This is a genomic window from Citrobacter sp. A316, assembly GCF_002042945.1.
GTDB classification, from domain to species: Bacteria; Pseudomonadota; Gammaproteobacteria; order Enterobacterales; family Enterobacteriaceae; genus Citrobacter; species Citrobacter portucalensis.
Map to the genome: position 1 here is coordinate 216,247 of NZ_MVFZ01000001.1, position 25,913 is coordinate 242,159.

General features: G+C 52.5%; 23 protein-coding genes. 17 read left to right on the forward strand and 6 right to left on the reverse strand.

Features of this window, described 5'->3' with window-relative positions:
* Positions 1-12 precede the first annotated feature (12 nt).
* The 8 genes from BZK41_RS01055 (at position 13) to cobO (ending at position 9,362) form a co-directional block, all read left to right on the forward strand.
* Positions 13-1,458 carry a methylaspartate mutase subunit E gene (locus BZK41_RS01055; protein ID WP_003831428.1) on the forward strand — a complete coding sequence of 482 codons (1,446 nt, stop codon included), beginning with the start codon at positions 13-15 and terminating at the stop codon, positions 1,456-1,458.
* Positions 1,458-2,699: a methylaspartate ammonia-lyase gene (locus BZK41_RS01060; RefSeq protein ID WP_079936890.1), complete on the forward strand. Its 1,242-nt coding sequence runs from the start codon at positions 1,458-1,460 to the stop codon at positions 2,697-2,699. The genes BZK41_RS01055 and BZK41_RS01060 overlap by 1 nt, the downstream gene beginning before the upstream one ends.
* Before the next feature lie 3 nt (positions 2,700-2,702).
* Positions 2,703-4,073: an acyclic terpene utilization AtuA family protein gene (locus BZK41_RS01065; protein WP_079936891.1), complete on the forward strand. Its 1,371-nt coding sequence runs from the start codon at positions 2,703-2,705 to the stop codon at positions 4,071-4,073.
* The gene (locus tag BZK41_RS01070; RefSeq protein WP_003831425.1) at positions 4,070-4,387 is read left to right on the forward strand and encodes a DUF4387 domain-containing protein; all 318 of its coding nucleotides are present in this window, start codon (positions 4,070-4,072) and stop codon (positions 4,385-4,387) included. Before BZK41_RS01065 ends, BZK41_RS01070 begins: the two co-directional genes overlap by 4 nt.
* Positions 4,388-4,556: 169 nt before the next feature.
* Positions 4,557-5,861, forward strand: a complete 1,305-nt coding sequence (locus BZK41_RS01075) for a dicarboxylate/amino acid:cation symporter (protein WP_079936892.1) — start codon at positions 4,557-4,559, stop codon at positions 5,859-5,861.
* Between the two features lie 125 nt (positions 5,862-5,986).
* Positions 5,987-6,988, forward strand: a complete 1,002-nt coding sequence (gene glsA, locus BZK41_RS01080) for a glutaminase A (protein ID WP_079936893.1) — start codon at positions 5,987-5,989, stop codon at positions 6,986-6,988.
* Between the two features lie 109 nt (positions 6,989-7,097).
* The gene (locus tag BZK41_RS01085; RefSeq protein ID WP_079936894.1) at positions 7,098-8,750 is read left to right on the forward strand and encodes a class I fumarate hydratase; all 1,653 of its coding nucleotides are present in this window, start codon (positions 7,098-7,100) and stop codon (positions 8,748-8,750) included.
* A gap of 9 nt (positions 8,751-8,759) precedes the next feature.
* Complete coding sequence (cobO, locus tag BZK41_RS01090) at positions 8,760-9,362, forward strand: cob(I)yrinic acid a,c-diamide adenosyltransferase (protein WP_079936895.1); 603 nt, start codon at positions 8,760-8,762, stop codon at positions 9,360-9,362.
* A 57-nt stretch (positions 9,363-9,419) separates the two neighbouring features.
* Here the strand turns inward: cobO and BZK41_RS01095 are convergent, their stop codons facing one another.
* Positions 9,420-10,322 carry a LysR substrate-binding domain-containing protein gene (locus tag BZK41_RS01095; RefSeq protein ID WP_079936896.1) on the reverse strand — a complete coding sequence of 301 codons (903 nt, stop codon included), beginning with the start codon at positions 10,320-10,322 and terminating at the stop codon, positions 9,420-9,422.
* A gap of 405 nt (positions 10,323-10,727) precedes the next feature.
* Between BZK41_RS01095 and cobA the strand changes: the two genes are divergently transcribed.
* On the forward strand, positions 10,728-11,516 hold the full coding sequence (gene cobA / locus BZK41_RS01100) for a uroporphyrinogen-III C-methyltransferase (protein WP_079936897.1): 789 nt from the start codon (positions 10,728-10,730) through the stop codon (positions 11,514-11,516).
* Here the strand turns inward: cobA and BZK41_RS01105 are convergent.
* The gene (locus BZK41_RS01105; RefSeq protein ID WP_079936898.1) at positions 11,495-12,388 is read right to left on the reverse strand and encodes a PocR ligand-binding domain-containing protein; all 894 of its coding nucleotides are present in this window, start codon (positions 12,386-12,388) and stop codon (positions 11,495-11,497) included. The two genes, cobA and BZK41_RS01105, sit on opposite strands and share 22 nt — an antisense overlap.
* Before the next feature lie 372 nt (positions 12,389-12,760).
* On the opposite strand from BZK41_RS01105, the gene otnK reads away from it, so the two are divergent.
* Genes otnK through BZK41_RS01145 form a run of 8 tightly spaced genes read left to right on the forward strand, consistent with a single transcriptional unit; the run spans position 12,761 to position 19,521 of the window.
* Positions 12,761-14,017: a 3-oxo-tetronate kinase gene (gene otnK / locus BZK41_RS01110; RefSeq protein ID WP_079936899.1), complete on the forward strand. Its 1,257-nt coding sequence runs from the start codon at positions 12,761-12,763 to the stop codon at positions 14,015-14,017.
* Positions 14,014-14,658 (forward strand): aldolase, encoded by a 645-nt coding sequence (locus BZK41_RS01115; RefSeq protein ID WP_008784146.1) that lies wholly within the window; start codon positions 14,014-14,016, stop codon positions 14,656-14,658. The genes otnK and BZK41_RS01115 overlap by 4 nt, the downstream gene beginning before the upstream one ends.
* A gap of 6 nt (positions 14,659-14,664) precedes the next feature.
* Complete coding sequence (locus tag BZK41_RS01120; RefSeq protein ID WP_172313033.1) at positions 14,665-15,474, forward strand: DeoR/GlpR family DNA-binding transcription regulator; 810 nt, start codon at positions 14,665-14,667, stop codon at positions 15,472-15,474.
* On the forward strand, positions 15,455-16,231 hold the full coding sequence (locus tag BZK41_RS01125; protein ID WP_079936900.1) for a TIM barrel protein: 777 nt from the start codon (positions 15,455-15,457) through the stop codon (positions 16,229-16,231). Before BZK41_RS01120 ends, BZK41_RS01125 begins: the two co-directional genes overlap by 20 nt.
* Before the next feature lie 34 nt (positions 16,232-16,265).
* Positions 16,266-17,078: a 3-keto-5-aminohexanoate cleavage protein gene (locus BZK41_RS01130; RefSeq protein ID WP_079936901.1), complete on the forward strand. Its 813-nt coding sequence runs from the start codon at positions 16,266-16,268 to the stop codon at positions 17,076-17,078.
* Between the two features lie 21 nt (positions 17,079-17,099).
* A complete protein-coding gene (locus BZK41_RS01135; protein WP_079936902.1) occupies positions 17,100-18,446 on the forward strand; it encodes a bile acid:sodium symporter family protein in 1,347 nt (448 codons plus the stop codon).
* 5 nt (positions 18,447-18,451) lie between these two features.
* A complete protein-coding gene (locus tag BZK41_RS01140; RefSeq protein ID WP_079936903.1) occupies positions 18,452-18,871 on the forward strand; it encodes a heme-binding protein in 420 nt (139 codons plus the stop codon).
* A complete protein-coding gene (locus tag BZK41_RS01145) occupies positions 18,868-19,521 on the forward strand; it encodes an aspartate/glutamate racemase family protein (protein ID WP_079936904.1) in 654 nt (217 codons plus the stop codon). The genes BZK41_RS01140 and BZK41_RS01145 overlap by 4 nt, the downstream gene beginning before the upstream one ends.
* Positions 19,522-19,618: 97 nt before the next feature.
* Here BZK41_RS01145 and sucD read toward each other — a convergent pair whose 3' ends face one another.
* From sucD to sucA, 4 genes are all read right to left on the reverse strand, one after another.
* Positions 19,619-20,488: a succinate--CoA ligase subunit alpha gene (gene sucD, locus BZK41_RS01150; protein WP_079936905.1), complete on the reverse strand. Its 870-nt coding sequence runs from the start codon at positions 20,486-20,488 to the stop codon at positions 19,619-19,621.
* Positions 20,488-21,654 (reverse strand): ADP-forming succinate--CoA ligase subunit beta, encoded by a 1,167-nt coding sequence (sucC, locus tag BZK41_RS01155; RefSeq protein ID WP_003022927.1) that lies wholly within the window; start codon positions 21,652-21,654, stop codon positions 20,488-20,490. Before sucC ends, sucD begins: the two co-directional genes overlap by 1 nt.
* Before the next feature lie 90 nt (positions 21,655-21,744).
* Entirely contained in the window at positions 21,745-22,968 is a 1,224-nt protein-coding gene (odhB, locus tag BZK41_RS01160) for a 2-oxoglutarate dehydrogenase complex dihydrolipoyllysine-residue succinyltransferase (protein ID WP_003022925.1), read from the reverse strand.
* A 14-nt stretch (positions 22,969-22,982) separates the two neighbouring features.
* Positions 22,983-25,784, reverse strand: coding sequence for a 2-oxoglutarate dehydrogenase E1 component (gene sucA, locus BZK41_RS01165; protein ID WP_003831411.1), 2,802 nt, complete (start codon positions 25,782-25,784; stop codon positions 22,983-22,985).
* Positions 25,785-25,913: the final 129 nt, after the last annotated feature.

The following is a 25,913-nucleotide window of genomic DNA, read 5'->3' on the forward strand; positions in this document are numbered from 1 at the left end:
AGGCAGCTACGAATGGAACTTCGAAATAAAAAATTGACCCACGACGAATTCATGACCGAAAGGCATCAGGTGTTACAAACCTGGGAAACCGGCAAAGACGTTGAGAACTTCGAAGATGGCGTGAAGTACCAGCAATCAATTCCAGAGAAAAAGCGTTTCTCCCTCGCCCTGCTGAAGGCCGATCAGGAAGGTAAAACTCTGAGCCAGCCGCGCGCAGGTGTGGCATTAATGGATGAGCATATTGCGCTGCTCAAAACCTTGCAGGAAGAGTGCGACCTCCTGCCAAGTACTATCGATGCCTATACCCGTTTGAACCGCTATGAAGAAGCCGCTGTCGGGATCCAGAAATCCATCGAAGCAGGTACTTCCAAGCTGAATGGTTTACCGGTCGTCAATCACGGGGTTGCTGCCTGCCGTCGTATGACTGAATCGCTGGATAAACCGATCCAGGTTCGCCACGGTACACCGGATGCACGTCTGCTGGCAGAAATCGCCATGGCCAGTGGCTTTACCAGCTACGAAGGCGGCGGTATCTCCTACAACATCCCTTACGCCAAACGCGTCACCCTGGAAAAATCCATTCGCGACTGGCAGTACTGCGACCGTCTGATGGGTCTGTACGAAGAGAACGGCATTCGCATCAACCGTGAACCGTTTGGTCCGCTGACCGGCACGCTGATCCCGCCGTTCATGTCCCACTCAGTCGCGATTATCGAAGGTCTGCTGGCGCTGGAACAGGGCGTGAAGTCTATTACCGTCGGTTACGGCCAGGTCGGCAGCCTGACACAGGATATCGCTGCTATTCAGGCACTGCGTGAACTGTCCCACGAATACTTCCATAACCATGGCTTCGACGACTACGAGCTGAGCACCGTTTTCCACCAGTGGATGGGCGGATTCCCGGAAGATGAAGCAAAAGCCTTCTCCGTTATCGCCTGGGGTGCAGCGGTTGCCGGTATGTCCGGTGCCACAAAAGTCATTACCAAAAGCCCGCACGAAGCGTTCGGTATCCCAACCGCGGCAGCTAACGCCCAGGGTCTGAAAGCGTCACGCCAGATGCTCAACATGGTCAGCGACCAGAAATTCCCGCAGTGCGCTGCCGTGGAGCAAGAAGTTGACCTGATTAAGAGCGAAGTCCGCGCGGTATTGAAGAAAGTCTTCGAACTGGGCAATGGCGACATTGCACGCGGTACGGTGCTGGCCTTTGAAGCTGGCGTGCTGGATGTGCCTTTCGCTCCTGCCGCCTGTAACGCCGGTAAGATCCTGCCTGTTCGCGATAACACAGGCGCAATCCGTATTCTTGAAGCCGGTGCCGTGCCGCTGCCGAAAGATATTCTCGCCCTGCACCACGACTACGTTGCAGAGCGTGCACATTTCGAAGGTCGCAAACCTTCTTTCCAGATGGTCATTGATGACATCAACGCCGTATCCCACAGTAAATTAATAGGAAGACCATAATGAAAATTAAACAGGCCCTTTTCACCGCTGGCTACTCCTCATTTTATTTTGACGATCAGCAGGCCATCAAAAATGGCGCCGGTCATGACGGGTTTATCTATACCGGCGATCCGGTAACGCCTGGATTTACCTCTGTTCGTCAGGCGGGTGAATGCGTTTCCGTACAGCTGATTCTGGAAAACGGCGCGGTAGCGGTGGGCGATTGCGCAGCGGTGCAATATTCAGGTGCAGGCGGTCGTGACCCGTTGTTCCTGGCTGAAAACTTCATTCCATTCCTCAACGATCACATCAAACCGCTGCTGGAAGGCCGTGACGTTGATGCGTTCCTGCCGAACGCGCGTTTCTTTGACCAACTGCGTATTGACGGTCATCTGCTGCATACCGCCGTCCGCTATGGTTTGTCTCAGGCGCTGCTCGACGCTGCGGCGCTGGCTACCGGTCGTCTGAAAACTGAAGTGGTTTGCGATGAATGGCAACTGCCGTGCGTCCCGGAAGCCATTCCATTATTTGGTCAGAGCGGCGACGACCGTTATATCGCCGTTGATAAGATGATCCTCAAAGGTGTGGACGTCCTGCCGCATGCGCTGATCAACAACGTGGAAGAGAAGCTGGGCTTTAAAGGCGAAAAACTGCGTGAGTATGTACGTTGGTTATCCGACCGCATCTTAAGCCTGCGCACCAGCGAACGTTATCACCCGACGCTGCACATTGATGTGTACGGCACGATCGGTCTGATCTTCGATATGGATCCGGTTCGCTGCGCCGCGTACATCGCCAGCCTGGAAGTCGAAGCCCAGGGTCTGCCGCTGTATATCGAAGGTCCGGTTGATGCCGGTAACAAGCCGGATCAGATCCGCATGTTGACCGCCATCACCAAAGAGCTGACTCGTCTGGGTTCCGGCGTGAAAATTGTCGCCGACGAATGGTGTAACACCTATCAGGATATCGTGGACTTTACCGATGCGGGCAGCTGCCACATGGTACAGATCAAGACTCCGGATCTAGGCGGCATTCACAACATCGTTGACGCGGTGCTGTATTGCAACAAACACGCGATGGAAGCCTATCAGGGCGGTACCTGTAACGAAACAGAGATCAGTGCCCGCACCTGCGTACACGTGGCACTTGCCGCGCGTCCAATGCGCATGTTGGTTAAACCGGGTATGGGTTTCGATGAAGGTCTCAACATCGTGTTTAACGAAATGAACCGCACCATCGCGTTGTTGCAAACTAAGGATTAAGAGATGGCACGCACATTTAAGATCTTATCGCCTACGGCTATCCTGGGTTATGGCTTCCCGGAAGAAAGTTTTCGTAAAGCCATGGAAGAGTCACCGGATCTTATTGCTGTTGACGCAGGTTCCTCCGATCCTGGCCCCCACTACCTGGGGGCAGGTAAACCCTTTACTGACAGGGCCGGTGTGAAACGCGATCTGCGCTATATGATTGTGGCAGGCGTTAAGAACAACATCCCGGTAGTAATCGGCACAGCCGGTGGTTCTGGCGCAGCTCCGCATCTGGAGTGGTGTCGCCAGATAATCCATGAGATCGCGCAGGAAGAAAAACTGTCTTTCTCAATAGCGCTGATTCCGTCTGATGTCGACAAAGAAATCGTTCATCAGGCGCTGGATAACGGCAAAATCACCGCGCTCGATTTTGTGCCTGCACTGACTCATGAGGCCATTGAAGAGAGCACCTACATTGTCGCACAGATGGGCGTCGAGCCATTCCAGCGTGCGCTGAAAGCCGGTGCGCAGGTGGTCCTGGGCGGACGTGCCTACGATCCGGCCTGCTTCGCCGCGCTGCCGATTATGCAGGGCTTTGATGAAGGTCTGGCGCTTCATTGCGGTAAGATCCTTGAGTGTGCCGCCATTGCCGCCACCCCTGGCTCTGGCTCAGATTGTGCGATGGGAATCATTGACGATAACGGCTTTACGCTGAAGGCGTTCAATCCCAAGCGTAAGTTCACTGAAACTTCCGCGGCGGCGCACACTCTGTATGAGAAGTCCGATCCGTACTTCCTGCCAGGGCCAGGCGGTGTGCTGAACCTGAAAGCATGTACCTTCACCCAGGTTAACGAAGGCGAAGTGTATGTCAGCGGTTCACGTCATGAAGAAACACCGTATGCGTTGAAACTGGAAGGCGCGCGTCAGGTTGGCTTCCGCTGCCTGACCATCGCCGGAACGCGCGACCCAATCATGATTGCCGGGATTGACACGATTCTCGAAGAAGTACAGGCCAGCGTGGCACGTAACCTCTCGCTGAATGACGACAGTATCCGCATGACGTTCCACCTGTACGGTAAGAACGGTGTAATGGGCAACCATGAGCCGATGAAAACTGCCGGTCATGAGCTAGGGATTTTACTGGATGTCGTTGCGCCAACGCAGGATATCGCTAACAGCGTTTGCTCGCTGGTGCGCTCTACCCTGCTGCACTACGGCTATGAAAATCGCATTGCGACTGCGGGCAACCTCGCCTTCCCGTTCTCGCCATCTGATATTCAGAGTGGACCGGTGTATGAGTTCTCTATCTATCACCTGATTGAAGCGAGCGATGCGCTGCGTTTTGATTTCCACATTGAACAGGTGACGCCAGAAGGAGTTCAGGCATGAAACACTCAATTTGTTCACTGGCACAAGTTATTCGATCCAAAAACGCCGGACCGTACGAACTGGTTTTAGATATTTTATTTAAAACAAGGGAAGACTATCAACGGGTAAAAGCCTGCGAGCAATTAACGCCGCAGCTTATTGCCGGTTTATATAATGTTGAGCCTGAGTTTATTCACAATATCGTCTGGTTCGATCCAGCGAATGCCGTAAAAATCGTCATGCCGCGAGATATTATTTCCGGCAATGTCGGTGACAATGATGTTTATGGTGCGCAGCAACACGCTCCATTATTAAGTATTGAGTTCGACTTGTAACAAAAAAACACAATAACAGCCATTGGAGCACAGAATTCAGCTGTATCACAGTGCTTCGAATTATTCATGCGGTTGGTCACAACAGGCGTGCGTCTGAGCTGCTGTCCAGGTTCAGGCGCACGCCACCCTACACAATTCCAATTACCAGCCTTTATCCGATGGAGTACACATGAAGAAAATTAGTTTAACGAAGATGATCATATTAGGCCTGATACTCGGCATGATTGCCGGGGTGGTCATAAATAATATGGCCGCGGCTGAAACAGCAAAATCTTATGCAGCAGATATTTCCATTTTCACCACCATATTCTTACGTATGGTGAAAATGATTATCGCTCCATTGGTTATTTCAACTCTGGTTGTAGGTATTGCCAAAATGGGCGATGCCAAAACGCTGGGACGTATATTTTCGAAAACCTTCTTCCTGTTTATTTGCGCCTCTCTGGTGTCAATTGCACTGGGTCTGGTTATCGTTAATATCTTCCAGCCAGGCGCAGGTATCAACTTTGTGCCACATGACGTCGGAGCCGTTGCCGCCGTTAAGTCAGAGCCATTCACGCTGAAAGTGTTCATTTCACACGCGGTACCGACCAGTATTGTTGATGCGATGGCACGTAACGAAATTCTGCAGATCGTCGTGTTCTCAATCTTCCTTGGTTGCAGCCTCGCTGCGATTGGTGAAAAAGCCGACCCTATTGTGAAAGTGCTGGATTCACTGGTGCACGTCATGCTGAAGCTGACGGGTTACGTCATGCTGTTTGCGCCACTGACCGTGTTTGCCGCTATTTCCGGTCTGATTGCCGAACGTGGTCTGGGTGTGATGGTCAGCGCCGGGATCTTCATGGGTGAGTTCTACCTGACGCTGGGTATGCTGTGGGCGATCCTGATTGGCCTGTCTACGATGATCGTCGGGCCTTGCATCGCACGGTTAACTAAATCAATCCTCGAACCCGCTCTGCTGGCCTTTACCACTTCAAGCTCTGAAGCTGCCTTCCCGGGTACGCTGGACAAGCTGGAAAAATTCGGTGTTTCTTCAAAAATCGCCAGCTTCGTTCTGCCTATCGGTTATTCCTTTAACCTGGTCGGTTCCATGGCTTATTGCTCATTTGCCACCGTCTTTATTGCCCAGGCGTGCAACATCGAACTGAGCATGGGCGAGCAAATTACCATGCTGTTAATCCTGATGCTGACCTCGAAAGGGATGGCGGGCGTACCGCGTGCATCCATGGTGGTTATCGCCGCAACCCTGAACCAGTTCAATATTCCGGAAGCCGGTCTGATCCTGCTGATGGGCGTCGATCCGTTCCTCGATATGGGTCGTTCCGCCACCAACGTTATGAGTAACGCAATGGGTGCTGCCATCGTGGGCCGTTGGGAAGGCGAACACTACGGCCAGGGTTGCCGTGGAACTGCACCGGTGAAAACTCCGGAACAGGAACGTCCGGTTACCGAAACGGAAGTCGCTTTGTCCTGATACTACGTTATTGCCGGATGGCGCTTGCGCTTATCCGGCCTACATAACGTTTAACTATCCGTAGGCCGGATAAGGCGGTACGCCGCCATCCGGCACCAAGATGAGCACACCAACAGGAATGCATAATGAATAAAACAATTCTCGGCGTGAGTCTCTTTTCTTTCAGCGTCTTGTTTAGCGCAACCACATTCGCGCAAACCACGCCCGACTACGCCAAGCTGATAGAACAGGCTCATCAGAAGTACAAAAGTAACAACGATGGAAAAGTCGCCGACTACATCCCTGCTCTGGCGACCTATAGCCCGAAAAATTTTGCCATCACCATTGCGACAGTGGACGGCAAGATCTATCAGGTTGGCGATGTTAACAAACCTTTCCCAATGGAATCCCTGAGTAAAGTGTTCACCATTGCGCTCGCCATGGAGCAGCACGGTCCTCAGGTAGTACTGGATAAACTTGGCGCCAATGCCACCGGTATGCCATTCAACTCAGGTTTAGCGGTTGAGCTGACCAAGGGCGCGCCTGAAAACCCACTGGTAAACGCCGGGGCCATGAGCACCGTTAGCCTGATCGAAGCCAAAGACAAAACCGATCGTTGGAACAAAATCCTCGACAACCTGAACGTCTGGGCCGATGCCACACTCACCGTGAACGAACCGGTTTTCAAATCTGAAATGGAAACCAACCAGCACAATCAGGCGCTGGCCAAGCTGATGGAATCCTATAACAGCTTCTATGGCAACACTGACGAAGCCGTCGAAATTTATACCCGCCAGTGCTCGGTGGATATCACCGTTGAGCAACTGGCCAAAATGGGTGCAGTACTCGCAAACAAAGGTAAATCTCCGTTCAACGGCAAACAGTTGCTGAATGAGAAATATGTTCCACAAGTGCTGGCAGAAATGGCAATTGCCGGGCTTTACGACGGCAGCGGTAAATGGCTGTACACCGTTGGCATTCCGGCCAAAAGCGGCGTCGGCGGCGGCATGGTTGCCGTTGTCCCAGGCGAATATGCGATTGCGGTCTATTCTCCGCCGCTTGATGAAGCCGGAAACAGCGTTCGTGCCCAGAAAACTATCGAATATGTCGCCGAAGCGACAAAAGCCAATGTCTTTTTAGCCAAATAACTTTACGCCGGATGGCGCTTCGCTTATCAGGCCTACATCAATGCGTTAATCGTAGGCCGGATAAGCGAAGCGCCATTCGGCAAACAACACGAAGAGGTGAGAAGTAAACATGTCTAAACCATTTGTCTGGCAGGAACTCTTTGTTCAGAGTAAAGATAGTACCGAATATGAATTACTGAGTAACCAGCACGTTACAGTAACGGAGTTAGACGGAGAGGAAGTGATCAAGGTTGCACCGGAAGCGTTAACCTTGTTAGCACAGCAGGCGTTTTATGAGGCTTCATTTTTCCTGCGCGCCGGACATTTAAAACAGATTGCCAGCATTTTGCACGACCCGCAGGCCAGCAGTAACGATAAGTACGTCGCATTACAGCTGCTGCGCAATGCAGAGGTTTCAGCTAAAGGTGTACTGCCCAACTGCCAGGATACCGGAACGGCAACCATTGTGGCCAGCAAAGGGCAACATGTCTGGACCGGCGGCGATGACGCAGAAGCGTTAAGCAAAGGCGTGTACACCACCTTTACCGAAAACAACCTGCGTTACTCGCAAAATGCCCCGCTGGATATGTATACCGAGGTCAATACCCAGACCAACCTGCCCGCACAAATCGATATTAGCGCCACCCCAGGTAACGAATACCGTTTCCTGTTCGTCAACAAAGGCGGCGGCTCTGCCAACAAAGCAGCGCTATTCCAGGAAACCAAATCCATCCTGCAGCCGGAAAAGCTCACCGCGTTCCTGATCGAAAAAATGAAATCACTGGGTACAGCCGCTTGCCCGCCGTATCACATCGCTTTTGTGGTTGGAGGCTTATCCGCCGACCAGGCGCTGAAAGTCGCCAAACTGGCTTCAACCAAATATTACGATAATCTGCCCACCAGCGGGAACGAGCTGGGCCAGGCGTTCCGTGATACGGCGCTGGAAGCCGAATTGCTCAATGCCAGCCGCGAGTTTGGCATCGGCGCGCAATTTGGCGGCAAATACTTTGCCCACGATATCCGCGTAATTCGCTTACTGCGCCACGGCGGCTCCTGCCCAATCGCGATGGCCCTCTCCTGCTCTGCCGACCGCAACATTAAGGCCAAAATTAATAAACACGGTATCTGGCTGGAAAAACTCGAGCATAATCCGGGCAAATTCATTCCCGATTCTCACCGGGTAGAAAACGGAGCCCAGACCGTACAACTGGATCTGAACCGTCCGCTGCGTGAAATCCTGCATGATCTCTCCGCCCTGCCTATTGGTACACGTTTGTCGTTAAGTGGCCCGATTGTTGTCGCTCGCGATATTGCCCACGCGAACATCAAAGCGCGGCTGGATAACGGTGAACCGATGCCGGAGTACATGAAAAAGCATATCGTGTATTACGCAGGTCCCGCCAAAACCCCGGAAAACCAGGCCTGTGGCTCAATGGGTCCCACCACCGGCGGGCGCATGGATGGGTATGTCGATGCTTTCCAGGCACAAGGCGGCAGCCTCATTATGCTCACCAAGGGTAACCGCAGCCAGCAGGTCACTGATGCCTGTCACAAACACGGTGGATTTAGCCTCGGCAGCATTGGCGGTGCCGCCGCCCTACTGGCGCAGCAGTACGTGAAGAGTCTGCAGTGCCTTGAGTATCCCGAACTGGGAATGGAAGCGGTGTGGATGATGGAAGTTAAAAATATGCCCGCCTTCGTATTAGTGGATGACAAAGGTAATAACTTCTTCAGCCAGTTCGAGCAGCAGCATCGCTGTGCAACCTGTCCGGCAGGGCATTAAGGAGTTTCCATGGAAGCGCGCGCCAATAACGACAGACACCGCCAGCGTCAGCAGAAACTGAAAGAACAGGTTGATACCCGCGTAGCGGCTGCAACGGAGAAGAAAGGGATCCTGATTGTCTTCACCGGCAACGGAAAAGGAAAATCAACCGCAGCCTTTGGCACGGCAACGCGCGCAGTGGGTCACGGAAAAACCGTTGGCATCGCGCAGTTTATTAAAGGTCAGTGGGATAATGGCGAGTACAACACACTGCACCCCCTCGGCGTCGAGTTCCATATTATGGGTACCGGATTTACCTGGGAAACCCAAAATCGGCAAGCAGATATCGAGGCGGCAACGGTCGTATGGCAGGAAAGTAAGCGCATGCTGGCTGATGCGCATTACGATTTAGTGGTACTTGATGAGCTCACCTACATGCTCGCTTACCACTATCTGGATACGCAAGAGGTTATCAACGCCATCGAAAATCGTCCTGCGGAGCAAAGCGTTATCGTTACCGGGCGCGGATGCCATACGCTGCTACTGGAACTGGCCGATACGGTCAGTGAAATTCGTCCGGTCAAGCACGCGTTTGACAGCGGGATTCAGGCGCAGGTTGGGATCGACTGGTAATCACCCGGCCTACAGTTCGCAGAGCTGTAGGCCGGTTCCAATGTTATGCCATCGCCATCAAACAGGCGACACCACCGATTTATTCAACAGCCAGTTACGAAAGATCTGTAAATGTTCGGACTCTGATTTTTCTTCGCGCCACGTCATAATAAATCGATTCCCGGTACGCATTGGAACATCGCAAGGAATGACCATATCACCACTGTCCAGATCGTGCTGAATAGCAAAACGCGGGAGCAGCGCAACGCCCAGATTAGAGCGGACCGCCGCGATCAGCATTGATAACAAATCAAATCTCGGACCTTTATTCACCAGCGGACTGCTGACATCTGACAGCGCAAACCATTCCTGCCAGCCTTTGATTCGCGTGCTCTGGTGCAAGAGTGGGTATTCGTTCAACAGTTCGTCAACGGCCAGTTTTCGTTCCGGCTCGGCCAGCAGACAGCGACTGCATACCGGCAGAATTTCCTCTTCAAACAGGTACTCAACCCCTGACCATGGAGAATAAAAGTCTTCGCGCATGATTGCCGCGTCATACTCTCGATTGAGAAAATCACCAATATTCGCCAGGGAATGAATGTTCACGATAATATCAGGATTAAGTTTGTTAAATTCACGCAGATTTGGGATCAGCCAGTGCGTGCTGAACGTCGGATTCACCGCCAGCTCAATAACCTGTATCGTCGGCTGCCAGGTCATTATCGTCGTCGTATCTCGTTCAAGTTTATTTAACGTTTCTTTAACGATGCTTAAATAGTGTTTGCCAGCCGCATTTAAAAAAATGCGTTTTTTGGCATGATTAAATAGCGCGGTATTGAGAAAATCCTCCAGTGCATTTACCTGGCGGAAAACAGCACTTTGTGTTAAAGCCAGCTCTTCAGCTGCCCGGGTATAACTTTCGTGACGCGCAACAACTTCAAAAGTTACCAGCAACTCCGTCTTAGGTATTTTTCCTCTCATAACCTCTTCCATATGCAGCGTGCAAAAATAGTTTAATTTATAAAAAATAATTCAAGATACCCAGATAAGCACCGAGAGTTATATTTTATTTCATCCATTAATGTCATTGATCCAATCCATGATTTGCTCACACTGATGGCGGATAAATATTAACCAATAATACTCAAGGTCAACAATAAACACAATTTAAATAAGGTTAAACCTAAGCAAATAGTGTCAATAAGTTCTTAATAATTTTTCAAGTCATCTTGTTTATTGCAGAAAAAACTTTGCGAGATTAATCAATATTATCAGTGCGATAATTCTGGATAATTTCACGTTATAACTTACGGGCAAACGACTGCTTTTTATCATTCCTTGATGTAGTTTCTGCCTTTTTTTGATCGATGTGATAAAGGACACAATGTGAAAACTTTCGGAAAGGTCTGGCTCGTTGGGGCAGGTCCCGGTGATATTTCATTACTTACTCTCAAAGCAATGATGTGCATTAAACAGGCTGATGTCATTATTTACGATCGGCTGGTCAATCCTAAAATTTTGGAATGGGCATTACCTGATTGTCTGCTTATCAATGTCGGCAAAAACCCAGGTTTCCATTGTGTACCCCAGGATGAAATCAATGCGCTGCTTGTCCAGTATGCCCAAACGCACAATAATATTGTGCGTCTGAAAGGTGGTGATCCGTATGTTTTTGGCCGCGGAGCTGAAGAAGTTGAGGATCTCGTCGAGACGGGCATCCTGTTTGAAGTGGTGCCAGGTATCAGCTCAACCATTGGTGGCCTGACCTATGCCGGAATTCCGGTAACACACCGCGATTTCGCCTCGGGATTTCACGTGGTGACCGGTCATACGCGGGAGGGCAACCAACAGCAGGACTGGCGTCAACTGGCCAAACTGAATGGTACGCTGGTTATCGTCATGGGTATCGCCAATCTGGCGTTTATCTGTGAGGAATTATTGATGGGTGGAAAATCAGCAGATACACCTGCAGCGCTAATTATGTCCGCCACCCGCGAGAACCAACGACGACTGACCTGTACGCTCGGTTTACTACTGGGCAAGGCGCAAGAAGCTAACATCCTTCCCCCTGCGCTGATAGTGATTGGTGATGTGGTAACCCTGAGCGATCGGCTCTCTTTTATCCCTGAAGCCATCACGCTGCCAGAAAACCTTTACTGTGACAGTCTGGCATGACGAAAAGACTGGGGCGACGTTTGATGCGCCGCCCGGAAAACACGGCAAAAATAGCTGGTTTGTGCGTATTGGAGTTTCCGGGCAATGCTGTCTATTGAATGAACGGGATCGTGCAATAACTCCCCCGCTTTTTGCATTTTTTTCTGACTCACCCAGGTTTTAAAGTTAACGCCCTGGCGTTTCTTAAAAAAACGGCTGAAATAGTTTGCGCTTAAGCAAACATGAGCTGCTACGGATTCCAGGGTTAATTCACTATATAAATTCTCATCAATATAACGCAACGCTGCCATAAGCTTTTTCTCGTGTCGGGAAGGCTCTGTAAAATAATGACACATGTAACTGGTCGGCGGGATAACAAATTCATCAGATTGTTGCTGTTCTGTCTCAAAATTATCAACAATGAAATTTAATAAATTAGCTGATGCCACCAGCGTATTATTATCTACTACCGCCACCTGACTCCATTCAGCTTTTATTCTTGGCTCATCCATCCATGAGCATTCATTATCAATAATGATAGTTTTATATTCCTGATATTTTGCCCGTACCTGCCCACAGAGCATAAACCCGTACAGATGTCCCTCGCGAATTAATGGCATAGAAAACAGACTTAGCCCCGCGTGACAGCTGAGTATTCTGGGTTTAAGGTGTTTTAATCCTTCAAAAGCACAATATTTGTCACACTTTTGGCAGCTCACACAATAGCGTTCATCCGCCCGCATTAATGTGCAGAACGAATTAAAGTTATAGCAATCCGAGAGAGTTTTCCCGCTAACATCAGTCACAACAGTGGCTAATCCAGTCGCACTGGAGAATATTTTTGCTATCGAGAAAAAACGTTGTAGATAATCATCCTGGATTTTCAACGACACGGTATCCTCCGGTATTAATGAAATTAAAGCCGGTAATATGCAGAATTTAATCAAGAGAAAGAATGATGCTTACCGCAAAAAATAATCTCATTTATGCAAATGATTATGATCAATTGGCAAGAGAATTATAGCGACCACGATAATACTCCACTACACGCTACTGACCTCGCTTTCTCAAAGATTAACGAATCTTCACACTCTCTTGTGAGGCTCTTTTCGCAACACTAAACATATTTCTCTATTATTTTCAATAGATTACTTATTTTTGCTGTGAATCAATGATGTGCTTATTTGTGATAATCATCATGTGAATGTGAAAGGCCCTCCTGAATAATATGTTCAATTAGCAAACAATCTGAACGGAGTTGATCCATGGCCGTCACCACAGGCGTTATCGCCGACGATTTCACCGGCGCAACGGACATTGCAAGCTTTATGGCGCAGCAGGGGTGGCGCGTTGCGCTACTGCCCGGAATGCCTGATCCCGCTCAATGCTGGAATGAAGAGGTTGACGCTATCGTCATCTCGCTGAAAAGCCGCTCATTACCCGCAGAACAGGCCATCGCACAATCTCGGTCCTGTGCCCGCTGGCTGAAACAAAAGGCAGGTGTCCGCCAGATCTATTTTAAATATTGTTCGACGTTCGACTCCACGCCAACAGGCAACATTGGACCGGTCAGCGATGCGTTGATGAATGACCTGCAGACTCCTGCGATCGTCCACTGCCCCGCCCTGCCGCAAAACGGGCGCACGGTGGTGCATGGCCATCTTTTTGTAAACGGCGTACTGCTTAACGAATCCGGGATGGAAAAGCATCCGCTCAATCCTATGACCGATGCCAGCCTGCCGCGCCTGCTGAGCGCGCAAACTCAGGGTAAGGTTGGTTGCATCAACTTCACGATACTGCGTCAAGGTGTGGAAGCGGTCACTAACGCTCTGGCCCAACTTCAGGCTGAAGGTACGCGTCACGTTATCGTCGATACGCTGGATGAAGCAGATCTCGCCACGCTGGCGCAGGCTCTCCATGCCAGCCCTCTGTTAGCCGGGGGATCCGGGCTCGGTGGCGCGCTGGCCGCCTGCACCGGAGCTCAGCAAACCATGCCGCCGGACGCTTTTCCACTACCCGCTAAAACGGTGGTGTTCTCCGGTAGCTGCTCGGCGATGAGCAATCGTCAGGTTACTCGTTATAAGGCCGCGGCAGCTTCTCGTGTACTCGACGTGGCCCGCTGCCTGTCTGATGCAGAAAGCTACACTGATGAACTGTGTGCCTGGGCGATGACGCATATCAACGACCCATTCGCGCCGATGATATACGCCACCCAGCCCCCAGACGTACTCAAACGCATTCAACAAGAGTACGGCGAACAGGCTGCCAGCCAGGCGATCGAACACGCTTTTTCCCGACTGAGCGCAAAGCTACAGGTTGCAGGTGTAAACACCTTTATCGTCGCAGGCGGAGAAACATCCGGCACAGTGGTAGAGGCGCTGCAGGTGAAGCGTCTGTCCGTTGGCAAAGCCATTGCCCCAGGCGTGCCGTGGGTATTTTCCTCCGGTCTGGCGCTGGCGCTGAAGTCAGGCAACTTTGGTGACGAAGATTTCTTTTTTACAGCCCAGGAGTACGCATCATGAATCCGGTGAGTGAACACCAACTACGCGAACTACTCGTCCACTATGGCCGTTCCTTGTTTATGCGTGGTTACAGCAGCGGCGGCTCCGGCAACCTCAGCGTCAAATTACCGGATGGCGGCTATCTGGTAACCCCGACCAACTCCTGCCTGGGCGAGCTTGATCCTGCCACGCTGAGTAGGCTGGATGCCAACGGCGTGCATCTTAGCGGCGACAAACCGTCAAAAGAGGTGCCCATGCATCTGGCGTGGTATCGGCATCGGCCATCCTGCGGCGCGGTTGTGCACCTGCATTCTCCATGGCTGACCGCGCTCTCCTGTCTGCCTTGCTCCACGCCAGAAAACTGTCTACCGCCACTAACGCCATACTATGTGATGCGCGTCGGGCAGTTGCCGCTGCTGCCTTATTTCAAACCCGGCCATGAAGGCATTGCCAGCGCACTGAGTGAAATTGCGGCAGATCATACGGCAGCGTTGCTGGCTAATCACGGGCCGGTAGTAAGCGGTCGCTCGCTGCGTGAGGCAGTGTTTAACGCCGAGGAGCTGGAAGACAGCGCCCGCATCTGGCTGACATTAAAACCGCTCGGCTATGTTCCGCTCTCAGAAGAGGCGGTGGCCGAACTTGAACATTCCCGGCAAGCGTGAGGTGACATGATGATCCCCGAGCAACGACGTGATTTTATCTACCGCTACGTGCACGAAAAGAATGCCGCCTCATTTAATGAACTGGCAGATCTGATGAGCGTGTCGCATATGACCGTGCGTCGCGACATTCAGTTGCTGGAAGAAGAAGGCAAAGTTATTGCCATTAACGGCGGCGTAAAGCTCAATAACCTGCTGAAATCCGAACTGCCGTGGCGGGAAAAAGCCGAGTTGAATCATGACGTGAAGCGTAAGATGGGCCAGCTCGCCGCAATGCTCATTGAGCCTGGACAAACGCTGTATCTGGATGCCGGAACGTCGTTGTTTGAAGTGGCGAAAGCGGTGGCCGCCAGCCACTGTTTCAATCTGACGGTCGTCACCAACGATTTTTCCATCAGCCACTATCTGATGGATATGCCACACATTACGCTCTACCACACCGGCGGTCTGGTGGATCAGCGTAACCGCTCATGTCTTGGCAAAAGCGCCGCCAGTTTTCTGCGCACCATTAATATTGATGTGGCGTTTCTCAGCTCATCGTCGTGGGATACCGAGCGCGGCATGTCGACGCCGAGTGAAGGGAAAGCCTCAGTCAAAGAAGCGGTACTCACCGTCTCACGGCGTCGGGTGCTGGTCTGCGACAGCAGTAAGTTTGGCAAATACGGCATGTTCCACATCTGTGGGCTGGAGCAGTTAACGGACATTATTTCTGATAACCGGTTACCGGAAAATGCTCAGCAGACTATTGCCAGCCAGGGCGTTAAGCTGCATCTGGTTGATGGCCGGGAGGGTGCACGCCATGCTGAAGTTAGCGGCTAACCTCGATTGGTTATTTACTGATTTACCGATAGCAGCGCGATTTTCAGCGGCGCAGGCGGCTGGCTTTCGCGGCGTAGAAGGGCTGTTTCTCTGGCAGCACCCGCTGGAGCATTTGCGAGCCGCTCAGCGGGAAACATCACTGCCGGTGGTGCTGATGAACGCCCCGGCTGGCAACTGGGCGCAGGGTGAACGGGGGCTCGCTGCATTGCCTGGTCGAGACCAGGAATTTCATCACAGCCTGAACGTGGCGCGAGATTACGCCACAGCACTGGGTTGTCGCCGGGTTCACGTTATGTCCGGCTTGCGCTGTAATGACCTGACGCTGCACGCCCAGCGCGATCTCCTGACGAACCGACTGCGCATCGCTTGCGATGTGATGGCAGACGCGGAAATCGATGTACTGATTGAACCATTAAATTCGCAGGATATGCCCGGTTATTTTATTGACAGTTTCCCGCTGGCTGAATCTATCATTCACGAGGTTGGTAAGAAAAATATCGGCTTACAGTTTGATATTTATCACTGTCAGAAAATTCATGGCAACGTGGCGAAAAATATCGAACGCTATTTTGCCATTATTAAACATTTTCAAATCGCCTCTGTTCCTTATCGCCATGAACCGGGAACCGGGGAGTTAAATGAAGCATGGTTATTTAATTTCATAAGAAAAATGAATTACCAGGACTGGATTGGCTGTGAATATCAACCGTCAACATCAGGGCCGGAATCATTACGCTGGATAACGCCTTACCTATAATTTTAATATCTCTATCTCTGTACCGGAGGAAAAAATGTCGGATACTGTTATTATTTCGCTGGCACCCGTTGCCGCGGATTGCCCCAGAGTTATACCCGAAGAACTGGCGCAAGAAATACTCGCCAGCGTAGAACATGGCGCGTCCATCGTACATTTACACGTTCGCGATAAACAGGGACGTCTGACGCCAGATACTACCGACTTTCAGGCAACCATTGACCGCGTTATGCGCCATTCAAACCTGATTATTCAGGCTTCTACCGGCGGCGTCTCTTCGATGTCCATCGCCGAGCGCTGCGCACCACTGGCCTGCCCCGGCGTGGAGATGGCCTCGCTGAACGTCGGTTCCGTCAACCTCGGTGATGCGGTGTATTTTAATCCCGGCCCTGACGTGGAATATTGTTCCCGGCAAATAACCGAACGCAATATTATTCCAGAGTTTGAAGTTTTTGAAATCGGCATGATTAATAATATCCTGAACCTTGAAGATAACATAAAATTTCGAAAACCTATGCTCTTTAATATCGTTCTAGGTCACCGCGGCAGTACGCCTGCAACCGTTGACGCATTAATTGCTCTGCGTAGCATGATCCCACGCGACGCCTTATGGGGAATTACTCATTTTGGCAGAAAGAATTTCGATATTATCGCTGCTGCGGTCGCTATGGGTGCCAGTGAAGTGCGAATCGGCTTTGAAGATAGTTATTATTTAAGCGCCGAAGAAAAAGCGCAGCATAATTATCAGCAGGTCGCCAAACTCGCCACGCTCATTCGCAGCATGGATAAAAAAGTCGCTACGCCGGAAATTGCGCGGCGCATGTTATCTATTCCACCCCGGCAGCAATAACAACAGCAAGGACATTTCAACATGACTATGACCACTGTTATTCACAAAACCGGACTCGGCATCAGCGTTGCGGGCGCGGCGCTGGCGATTATCGGCGCACTCATCCAGTCCGCGGCGCTATGGCAACCTGGGCTGGTGATGTTCACTGCCGGATTCGCCGCCGGTGCGGGCTACTGGCCTGGTTTACGCAGCTATCAGTTTACGCTGTGGATCATCGCCGGTTTTGTTGCCGCCATGACCTGGTCTACGGATCTGATTGTCTGGGGCGGTTTCAATATCACCCATAAATGGATCGTGTTCCTCGTGATTCAGGCCACCATGTTCAGCATGGGCACAAAGCTGACGATCCAGGATTTTATTGATGTCGCCAAAATGCCGTGGGCCGTTTTTATCGGTACTTTCTGCCATTTCGTGATCATGCCCCTGCTCGGCCTGAGCATTACCCTGATCTTTGATTTTCCGCCTGAAGTAGCGGTGGGCATTTTGTTGATTGGCGCCTGCCCCAGTGGCCTCTCGTCGACGGTGATGGTTTACATCGCCAACGCTAACCTCGCGCTGGCTGTGTCAATCGCCGCAGTCTCAACGCTGGCAGCAACGGTAATGACGCCACTGTGGGTTAATCTGCTGGCGGGTTCGATGATCGATATCCAGCTCACCGCGATGGTGATGGACGTGGTGAAAATCGTATTAATTCCCATTGGCACAGCAATTCTGCATGACTATCTGAAAACCTATGCCGGCGTGCGCGGCCGCCGTGTCGTCCAGATGCTGGCCGGGATCGGCGCGCTTTGGCTGCTGTATATGATTGCCGGCGGCTGGGACGCGCTGTTTGGTCACGCCAGCGCCGAAGCACAGATGTACGCGGTGGTCCTCAACTTCGTAGCAGGCGGTCTCGTGTGGGCATTGTTCTACAACTGGCTGTATGGCCGCGTGGCGGGCGTGAAGAAGGTCATGCCAACCATCTCAATGATGGGGATCATTTTCTTTACCACCACCGCCGCAGCAGCCGGGCGCGACAACCTGGTGCAGGTCGGTTTCCTGCTCTGTTTCGCCATGCTGATGCATAACCTCGGCGGCTTCCTGATTGGTTATCTGATGAGCCGTTGGATCTTCCGCATGGACGTGCAGTCTGCCCGTACCGTGGCCTTTGAAGTTGGCCTGCAAAACGGCGGTATGGCATCCGGGCTCGCCGCGGCGATGGGCAAACTGGCAACGGTTGGCCTCGCATCAGCGGTGATGACACCTCTGGGTAACGTTAGCGGCTCGCTGCTCGCCAACTACTGGCGCAAAAAAGACGCCAGACAGGCGAAGGCTGCCGCAGCCAAAGATCCCGTTCAACCCGCTTGCGAAAATCTGTCGAAAGGATAATCACGATGACAACTCTCACTCTGGAACACGCCCAGCGTGCCGTAACCTGTGCGCTCGAACTCGCCGAAACACGTTACGCAAATCGCCCGTTAAGCGTGGCCGTATGCGATGCAAATGGAGAACTGCTTAGCTTTGCGCGGATGGATAACGCCAAACTGTTAACCATCGAGTTAACCCAGCGTAAAGCGCGCACCAGTAGCCGCCTGGGCTGCACCACGCAGGCATTTTTACAGCGTCTGCAAAAAGAGCAACTGGATATTGGCTATTTTGCCGACCCGCGTTTTACGGCGCTGCCGGGCGGGATCCCAATTCTGCACCAGGGGAAATGCCTTGGAGCCGTCGCGGTAGGCGGTTTATCCGCGCAGGAAGATCATGATGCGGCGCTGGCCGTCGCGGAAACGTTACTTAAGGAGATTGCCCAATGAAAAAGGTCGCCATGCTGCATACCAGTGCAGCCACGCTTGCGATGATGCAACAGCTGATCGCCGACATTATGCCGGACGTTGAAGTGATGCACCTGGTTGAAGAATCTATGATTAAACAGGTGATGAAAGCCGGAGGCGTATCGCCAAATATTGCCGCCCGCATCGCCGACTATGTGCATATTGCCGAAAAGGCGGACTGCGATATCTTTATTACCGCCTGTTCCTCAATTGGTACTGCGGTAGAGCAATGCCAGTTTATGACCCCGCTCCAGCTCGCGCGCATTGACTGCGCGATGGTGGAAGAGGCGATTGAAAAAGGCGAACGGATCGCCGTGTTAGCAACCGTGGCAACCACGCTGAAGCCAACGCTGGATTACGTCCAGCGCAAAGTTCAACAAAGCGGTAAATCGCGAACCATTACGCCTGTATTAATGGAGGAGGCATTCCACGCGCTGCTGGCGGGAGATATGGATACCCATGACCGTATCGTCAGTGAAGGGTTACAGAGCGCCTTTACTCAAGCGGATGTCGTGATGCTGGCACAGGCTTCGATGGCGCGCGTTTTACAACAGCTCCCTTCCCCGCCGGTACCGGTAATGACCTCACCGGAAAGCGGTATTCGCTGGTTAAAAACGCTGGCTGAAAGCTAAATTCCCGGCAAAAAAAAGGCCATCATCAGATGGCCAACCATGTCGAAACGGGACCAGCCCTTGACCACGCAGACAGTCAGGGCTGTTTTTTTATTTCTTACTTAATAACGCTTTTCAGTGCTTCGCCGATATCGGCCAGGCTACGAACTGTTTTCACGCCTGCGGCTTCCAGCGCAGCGAATTTCTCATCCGCTGTACCTTTACCACCCGCGATGATCGCACCCGCGTGACCCATACGCTTACCTTTCGGCGCAGTCACACCCGCGATGTAACCCACAACAGGCTTGGTCACATGATCTTTGATGTAAGCAGCCGCTTCTTCTTCCGCGCTACCGCCGATCTCACCGATCATGACGATCGCTTCAGTCTGCGGATCTTCCTGGAACAGCTTCAGGATGTCGATGAAGTTAGAGCCAGGGATCGGGTCGCCGCCGATGCCCACACAGGTAGACTGGCCGAAACCGTAGTCGGTGGTCTGCTTAACTGCTTCATAGGTCAGGGTGCCAGAACGGGAAACGATACCCACTTTACCCGGCTTGTGAATGTGGCCCGGCATGATACCGATTTTACATTCACCCGGAGTGATAACGCCTGGGCAGTTCGGGCCGATCATACGTACGCCAGCTTCATCCAGCTTCACTTTCACGGTCAGCATATCCAGCGTTGGGATACCTTCGGTGATGGTGATGATAAGCTTGATGCCTGCATCGATAGCTTCCAGGATGGAGTCTTTGCAGAACGGCGCCGGAACGTAGATAACGGTGGCGGTTGCGCCGGTCGCTTCTACCGCTTCACGTACGGTGTTGAACACTGGCAGACCCAGATGCGTGGTGCCGCCTTTACCCGGCGTAACGCCACCGACCATTTGCGTACCGTAAGCGATCGCTTGTTCAGAGTGGAATGTCCCCTGGCTACCGGTGAAGCCCTGGCAGATAACCTTGGTATCTTTATTAATTAAAACTGACATTATTTCCCCTCCACTGCGGCAACAACCTGCTGAGCTGCATCCGTCAGACTTTTCGCTGCAATAATATTCAGGCCGCTATCAGCCAGTTTTTTCGCGCCGAGTTCAGCGTTGTTACCTTCCAGACGTACCACGACCGGAACGTTTACACCTACTTCTGCTACCGCGCCGATGATACCGTCAGCGATCAGGTCGCAACGTACGATACCGCCGAAGATGTTAACCAGTACGGCTTTAACATTGTCATCAGAGAGGATAATTTTGAACGCTTCGGTTACACGCTCTTTGGTCGCACCGCCGCCAACGTCAAGGAAGTTAGCCGGTTCGCCGCCGTGCAGCTTAACGATGTCCATGGTGCCCATTGCCAGGCCCGCACCGTTAACCATACAACCGATGTTACCGTCCAGTGCGACGTAGTTCAGTTCCCACTGTGCAGCCTGCGCTTCACGCGGATCTTCCTGAGACTGGTCGCGCATTTCGCGCAGGTCAGCCTGGCGGAACAGCGCGTTGCCGTCAGCGCCCAGTTTGCCGTCGAGGCAGATCAGGTCACCCTGCTTGGTCACCACCAGCGGGTTGATTTCGATCAGCGCCAGATCGCGCTCCAGGAAGATAGTCGCCAGACCCATGAAAATCTTGGTGAACTGCTGAACCTGTTTACCTTCCAGACCCAGTTTGAACGCCAGCTCACGACCCTGGTAAGGCATTGGGCCTGCCAGCGGATCGAGCGCCACTTTGTGGATCAGGTGCGGGGTTTCTTCCGCTACTTTTTCGATTTCCACGCCGCCTTCGGTAGAGGCCATGAAGACCACGCGACGGGAGCTACGGTCAACAACTGCGCCGAGGTAAAGTTCTTTACCAATGTCGGTCGCGGCTTCAACCAGAATCTGATTTACCGGTTGGCCATGAGCGTCTGTCTGGTAAGTAACCAGACGTTTACCCAGCCAGTGTTCAGCAAAAGCGCGAATGTCTTCTTTGCTGTTTACCACCTTCACACCGCCCGCTTTACCACGGCCACCAGCGTGAACCTGACATTTCACTACCCACGGGCCAGCGCCGATTTTAGATGCAGCTTCTTCGGCTTCACGCGGAGTAGTACAGGCATAACCCACCGGTGCCGGTAAGCCATAGCGGGCAAAAAGTTGTTTTGCCTGATATTCATGTAAGTTCATGTGTTCTGTCCATCCTTCAGGTAATCGTTATCTTTTACCCGTAGGCCTGATAAGCGTCCAGACCTACGGGGCAGGTGATACTCTTATTAACTACACGTCCAGCAGCAGACGCGTTGGATCTTCCAGCAACTCTTTAATGGTTACCAGGAAGCCCACTGACTCACGACCATCGATCAGACGGTGGTCATAAGACAGCGCCAGATACATCATCGGCAGGATTTCAACCTTGCCGTCTACTGCCATCGGACGATCTTTGATGGCATGCATACCCAGGATGGCGCTCTGCGGTGGGTTGATGATCGGCGTGGACATCAGGGAACCGAACACACCACCGTTAGTGATGGTGAAGTTACCACCCGTCAGATCTTCGACCGTCAACTTGCCGTCGCGACCTTTAACTGCCAGTTCTTTAATATTCTTCTCGATATCAGCCATACCCAGCAGATCCACATCACGCAGGACCGGCGTGACCAGGCCACGCGGCGTGGAGACCGCCATGCTGACATCAAAGTAGTTGTGGTAAACCACGTCATCACCATCAATGGACGCGTTCACTTCCGGATAGCGTTTCAGCGCTTCAACAACCGCTTTCACATAGAAAGACATAAAGCCCAGACGGATACCGTGGCGTTTCTCGAACGCATCACCGTATTGCTTACGCAGGTCCATGATTGGCTTCATGTTGACTTCGTTGAACGTGGTCAGCATGGCGGTGGAATTTTTCGCTTCCAGCAGACGCTCAGCTACGCGTTTGCGCAGACGGGTCATCGGAACACGTTTTTCGCCACGCGCGCCCAGTTGAGCCTGTGGTGCAGGTGCTGCTGCCGGCGCTTTTGCTTCGGCTTTCGCAGCCGGAGCTTTCGCCAGATGTTTTTCAACATCTTCACGGGTGATACGACCGCCGACACCGGTGCCGTTGATAGCGCTGGCTTCGAGGTTATGCTCACCCAGCAGGCGACGGATCGCCGGGCTCAGGGCATCGTTGTTCTGCTCAGCAAGAGACGCCTGCTGGCGCTGTGCCGGAGTAGAATCTTTCTCTTCAGACTTAGCACTGGTTTCTTTACCGGTGCTGTTGCCTTCACGCAGGCGACCGAGGATCTGGCGAGAAGTGACGGTTGTCCCTTCATCTTCCAGAACCGCATCAAGAATACCGTCCGCTGATGCCGGTACTTCCAGTACCACTTTGTCAGTTTCGATTTCTACCAGTACTTCATCACGACGTACTGCATCGCCCGGTTTTTTGTGCCAGGTTGCAACCGTTGCATCCGCTACGGATTCAGGCAGGTCGGGAACAAGAATATCTACGCTACTCATTATTTATCCTTTATTTAATCGACGTTCAGCGCGTCATTTACCAGATCTTGTTGCTGCTTCTGGTGAACGGACATATACCCTACTGCCGGAGAGGCAGAGGCCGGGCGACCTGCATAACGCAGAGCTGACCCAAATGGAATTACTTCACGGAAATGATGCTGGCTGCAGTACCATGCGCCCTGGTTGAGCGGCTCTTCCTGGCACCAGACAAAATCATGTACATGAGCAAACGGTTTCAGCGCTTCCTGCACCGCTTTATGCGGGAACGGATAGAGCTGTTCGATGCGCACAATGGCAACATCTTTTTGGTCGTTCTTGCGGCGTTGCTCCAGCAGGTCGTAATAAACCTTACCAGAACACATCACGACACGCTTCACGCCTTTAGGATCAAGTTCATCGACTTCACCAATGGCTGGCAGGAAGGTGCCGTTTGCCAGTTCGTCCAGCGTAGACACCGCCAGCGGATGACGCAGCAGCGACTTCGGCGACATCACTACCAGCGGACGACGCATACCGCGCAGCGCCTGACGACGCAGCATGTGGTAGACCTGTGCCGGGGTAGACGGGACGCAAACCTGCATGTTTTGCTCAGCGCAAAGTTGCAGATAACGTTCCAGACGCGCGGAGGAGTGCTCCGGACCCTGACCTTCGTAACCGTGCGGCAGCAGCATAACCAGACCGCACATACGGCCCCATTTCTGCTCACCGGAAGAGATGAACTGGTCGATAACCACCTGTGCACCGTTGGCGAAGTCGCCGAACTGCGCTTCCCAGATGGTCAGCGTGCGCGGTTCTGCTGTGGCATAACCGTACTCAAACGCCAGCACGGCTTCTTCAGACAGCACGGAGTCCCATACGCGGAACGTCCCCTGGCCGTTATGCACATGCTGCAGCGGCGTGTAGGTTGAACCGTTCGCCTGGTTATGAATTACCGCGTGACGGTGGAAGAAGGTGCCGCGGCCGGAGTCTTCACCCGACAGACGGACCGGAATGCCTTCGTCAACCAGCGTGGCGTAAGCCAGATTCTCTGCACCACCCCAGTCAAACAGCTTCTCACCTGCGGCCATGGCCTGACGGTCGCCGTAAATCTTGGCAACGCGCGACTGCATTTCAACCGCTTCAGGTACGGTGCTGATGCGTTTTGCCAGCTCCTGCAGACGCTTCATCTCAACTTTGTTCGGGTAGTTTTCATCCCACTCGTGGTTGAGGTACGGCGACCAGGTGAAGGAGTGCATGTTCATTGGACGCCACTCTTTCACTACGCATTCGCCAGCATCCAGCGCGTCACGGTACAGATTGACCATTTCGGTCGCATCTTCCAGCGTGGCAACTTTGTCCGCTTCCAGCTTATCAGCGTAGATTTTGCGCGGGGTCGGATGCTTTTTGATTTTCTGATACATCAGCGGCTGGGTTGCACTCGGCTCGTCGGCTTCGTTGTGGCCGTGACGGCGGTAGCACACCAGATCGATGAAGACATCGCGTTTAAAGGTATTACGGAAATCCAGCGCCAGACGCGTCACGAAAGCAACCGCTTCCGGGTCATCCGCGTTCACGTGGAAAATCGGCGCCTGAACCATCTTACCGATGTCGGTGCAGTACGGTGTAGAACGCGCATCCAGCGGGTTAGAGGTGGTGAAGCCTACCTGGTTGTTGATAACGATGCGAACGGTACCGCCCACTTCGTAACCACGCGCTTTCGACATGTTCAGGGTTTCCTGAACCACGCCCTGCCCGGTAACTGCCGCGTCACCATGAATGGTGATTGGCAGGACTTTATTGCTGCTCGGCTCGTCCAGACGATCCAGACGTGCACGTACGGAACCGATAACCACCGGGCTAACGATTTCCAGGTGCGACGGGTTAAACGCCAGCGCCAGGTGTACCAGACCGCCTTCGGTTTCGATATCAGACGAGAAGCCCATGTGGTACTTCACGTCACCGGTGCCGAGGTGTTCTTTATGTTTGCCCGCAAATTCGTCGAACAGTTCCTGCGGGCGTTTGCCCAGTACGTTAACCAGAACGTTCAGACGACCACGGTGCGCCATGCCCAGCACCACTTCACGGGTACCGCTGTTGCCGGCGTGGCGGATCATCTCTTTAAGCATTGGGATTAACGCATCACCGCCTTCCAGCGAGAAGCGTTTTGCGCCCGGGAACTTAGCGCCCAGGTAGCGTTCCAGGCCTTCCGCTGCGGTCAGTTCGCTGAGGAAGCGTTTCTTCTCTTCACTACTGAACGCGGCACGTCCAGACTCGATACGCTGTTGAAGCCAGCGTTTTTCTTCGGTGCTGGTGATGTGCATATACTCGGCGCCAATTGGGCCGCAGTAGGTTTGTTTCAGCGCAACAACCAGGTCGCTCAGCTTCATGGTGTCTTTGCCGCCGGCAAAAGAACCTACGTTAAAGCTTTCCTGGAAATCCGCATCGGTCAGATCGTGGAAAGACGGGTCCAGATCGGCCACATTTTCTTGTTGCCACAGTCCCAGCGGATCGAGATTCGCATGCTGATGACCGCGGAAACGATAGGCGTTAATGAGCTGCAGGACTTTAACCTGCTTCACATTGGCATCAGGGTCGGAAATAGAAGAAGAGTAACGTGGGGTAATCAACGCCTGTCGACGGAAATAATCACGTGTTTTTGAGTGGAGTTGATCCGGTTTGACTCCGGTACCAGGTAACTGCTGGAACGTCGAACGCCAGTTAGCATCTACCGAGTCAGGGTCGGTTAAGAAGTCTTCATAGAGCTGTTCTATCCAGCTCTGGTTAGAACCAGAGAGGTAAGAAGAGTCCAACCAGGCTTTCAAAGCGCTGTTCTGCATCGTGATCCCTTAAGCATTTGTATGCTTACTTCGCCGTGGATACTACCACGCACACCGATGTGCGTGCCGGGGTTCACTTGTTGCGGACTGTCGTGTTTTCTGCGTCCGCTAAGGAACCTTTAAAAACTG

Excerpts from the sequence above, each read along its gene's own strand:
- BZK41_RS01055 (WP_003831428.1), top strand. The coding sequence starts at position 13 with ATGGAACTTCGAAATAAAAAATTGACCCACGACGAATTCATGACCGAA.
- BZK41_RS01060 (WP_079936890.1), top strand. The coding sequence starts at position 1,458 with ATGAAAATTAAACAGGCCCTTTTCACCGCTGGCTACTCCTCATTTTAT.
- BZK41_RS01065 (WP_079936891.1), top strand. The coding sequence starts at position 2,703 with ATGGCACGCACATTTAAGATCTTATCGCCTACGGCTATCCTGGGTTAT.
- BZK41_RS01070 (WP_003831425.1), top strand. The coding sequence starts at position 4,070 with ATGAAACACTCAATTTGTTCACTGGCACAAGTTATTCGATCCAAAAAC.
- BZK41_RS01075 (WP_079936892.1), top strand. The coding sequence starts at position 4,557 with ATGAAGAAAATTAGTTTAACGAAGATGATCATATTAGGCCTGATACTC.
- glsA (WP_079936893.1), top strand. The coding sequence starts at position 5,987 with ATGAATAAAACAATTCTCGGCGTGAGTCTCTTTTCTTTCAGCGTCTTG.
- BZK41_RS01085 (WP_079936894.1), top strand. The coding sequence starts at position 7,098 with ATGTCTAAACCATTTGTCTGGCAGGAACTCTTTGTTCAGAGTAAAGAT.
- cobO (WP_079936895.1), top strand. The coding sequence starts at position 8,760 with ATGGAAGCGCGCGCCAATAACGACAGACACCGCCAGCGTCAGCAGAAA.
- BZK41_RS01095 (WP_079936896.1), bottom strand. The coding sequence starts at position 10,322 with ATGAGAGGAAAAATACCTAAGACGGAGTTGCTGGTAACTTTTGAAGTT.
- otnK (WP_079936899.1), top strand. The coding sequence starts at position 12,761 with ATGGCCGTCACCACAGGCGTTATCGCCGACGATTTCACCGGCGCAACG.
- BZK41_RS01115 (WP_008784146.1), top strand. The coding sequence starts at position 14,014 with ATGAATCCGGTGAGTGAACACCAACTACGCGAACTACTCGTCCACTAT.
- BZK41_RS01120 (WP_172313033.1), top strand. The coding sequence starts at position 14,665 with ATGATGATCCCCGAGCAACGACGTGATTTTATCTACCGCTACGTGCAC.
- BZK41_RS01125 (WP_079936900.1), top strand. The coding sequence starts at position 15,455 with ATGCTGAAGTTAGCGGCTAACCTCGATTGGTTATTTACTGATTTACCG.
- BZK41_RS01130 (WP_079936901.1), top strand. The coding sequence starts at position 16,266 with ATGTCGGATACTGTTATTATTTCGCTGGCACCCGTTGCCGCGGATTGC.
- BZK41_RS01135 (WP_079936902.1), top strand. The coding sequence starts at position 17,100 with ATGACTATGACCACTGTTATTCACAAAACCGGACTCGGCATCAGCGTT.
- BZK41_RS01140 (WP_079936903.1), top strand. The coding sequence starts at position 18,452 with ATGACAACTCTCACTCTGGAACACGCCCAGCGTGCCGTAACCTGTGCG.
- BZK41_RS01145 (WP_079936904.1), top strand. The coding sequence starts at position 18,868 with ATGAAAAAGGTCGCCATGCTGCATACCAGTGCAGCCACGCTTGCGATG.
- sucD (WP_079936905.1), bottom strand. The coding sequence starts at position 20,488 with ATGTCAGTTTTAATTAATAAAGATACCAAGGTTATCTGCCAGGGCTTC.
- sucC (WP_003022927.1), bottom strand. The coding sequence starts at position 21,654 with ATGAACTTACATGAATATCAGGCAAAACAACTTTTTGCCCGCTATGGC.
- odhB (WP_003022925.1), bottom strand. The coding sequence starts at position 22,968 with ATGAGTAGCGTAGATATTCTTGTTCCCGACCTGCCTGAATCCGTAGCG.
- sucA (WP_003831411.1), bottom strand. The coding sequence starts at position 25,784 with ATGCAGAACAGCGCTTTGAAAGCCTGGTTGGACTCTTCTTACCTCTCT.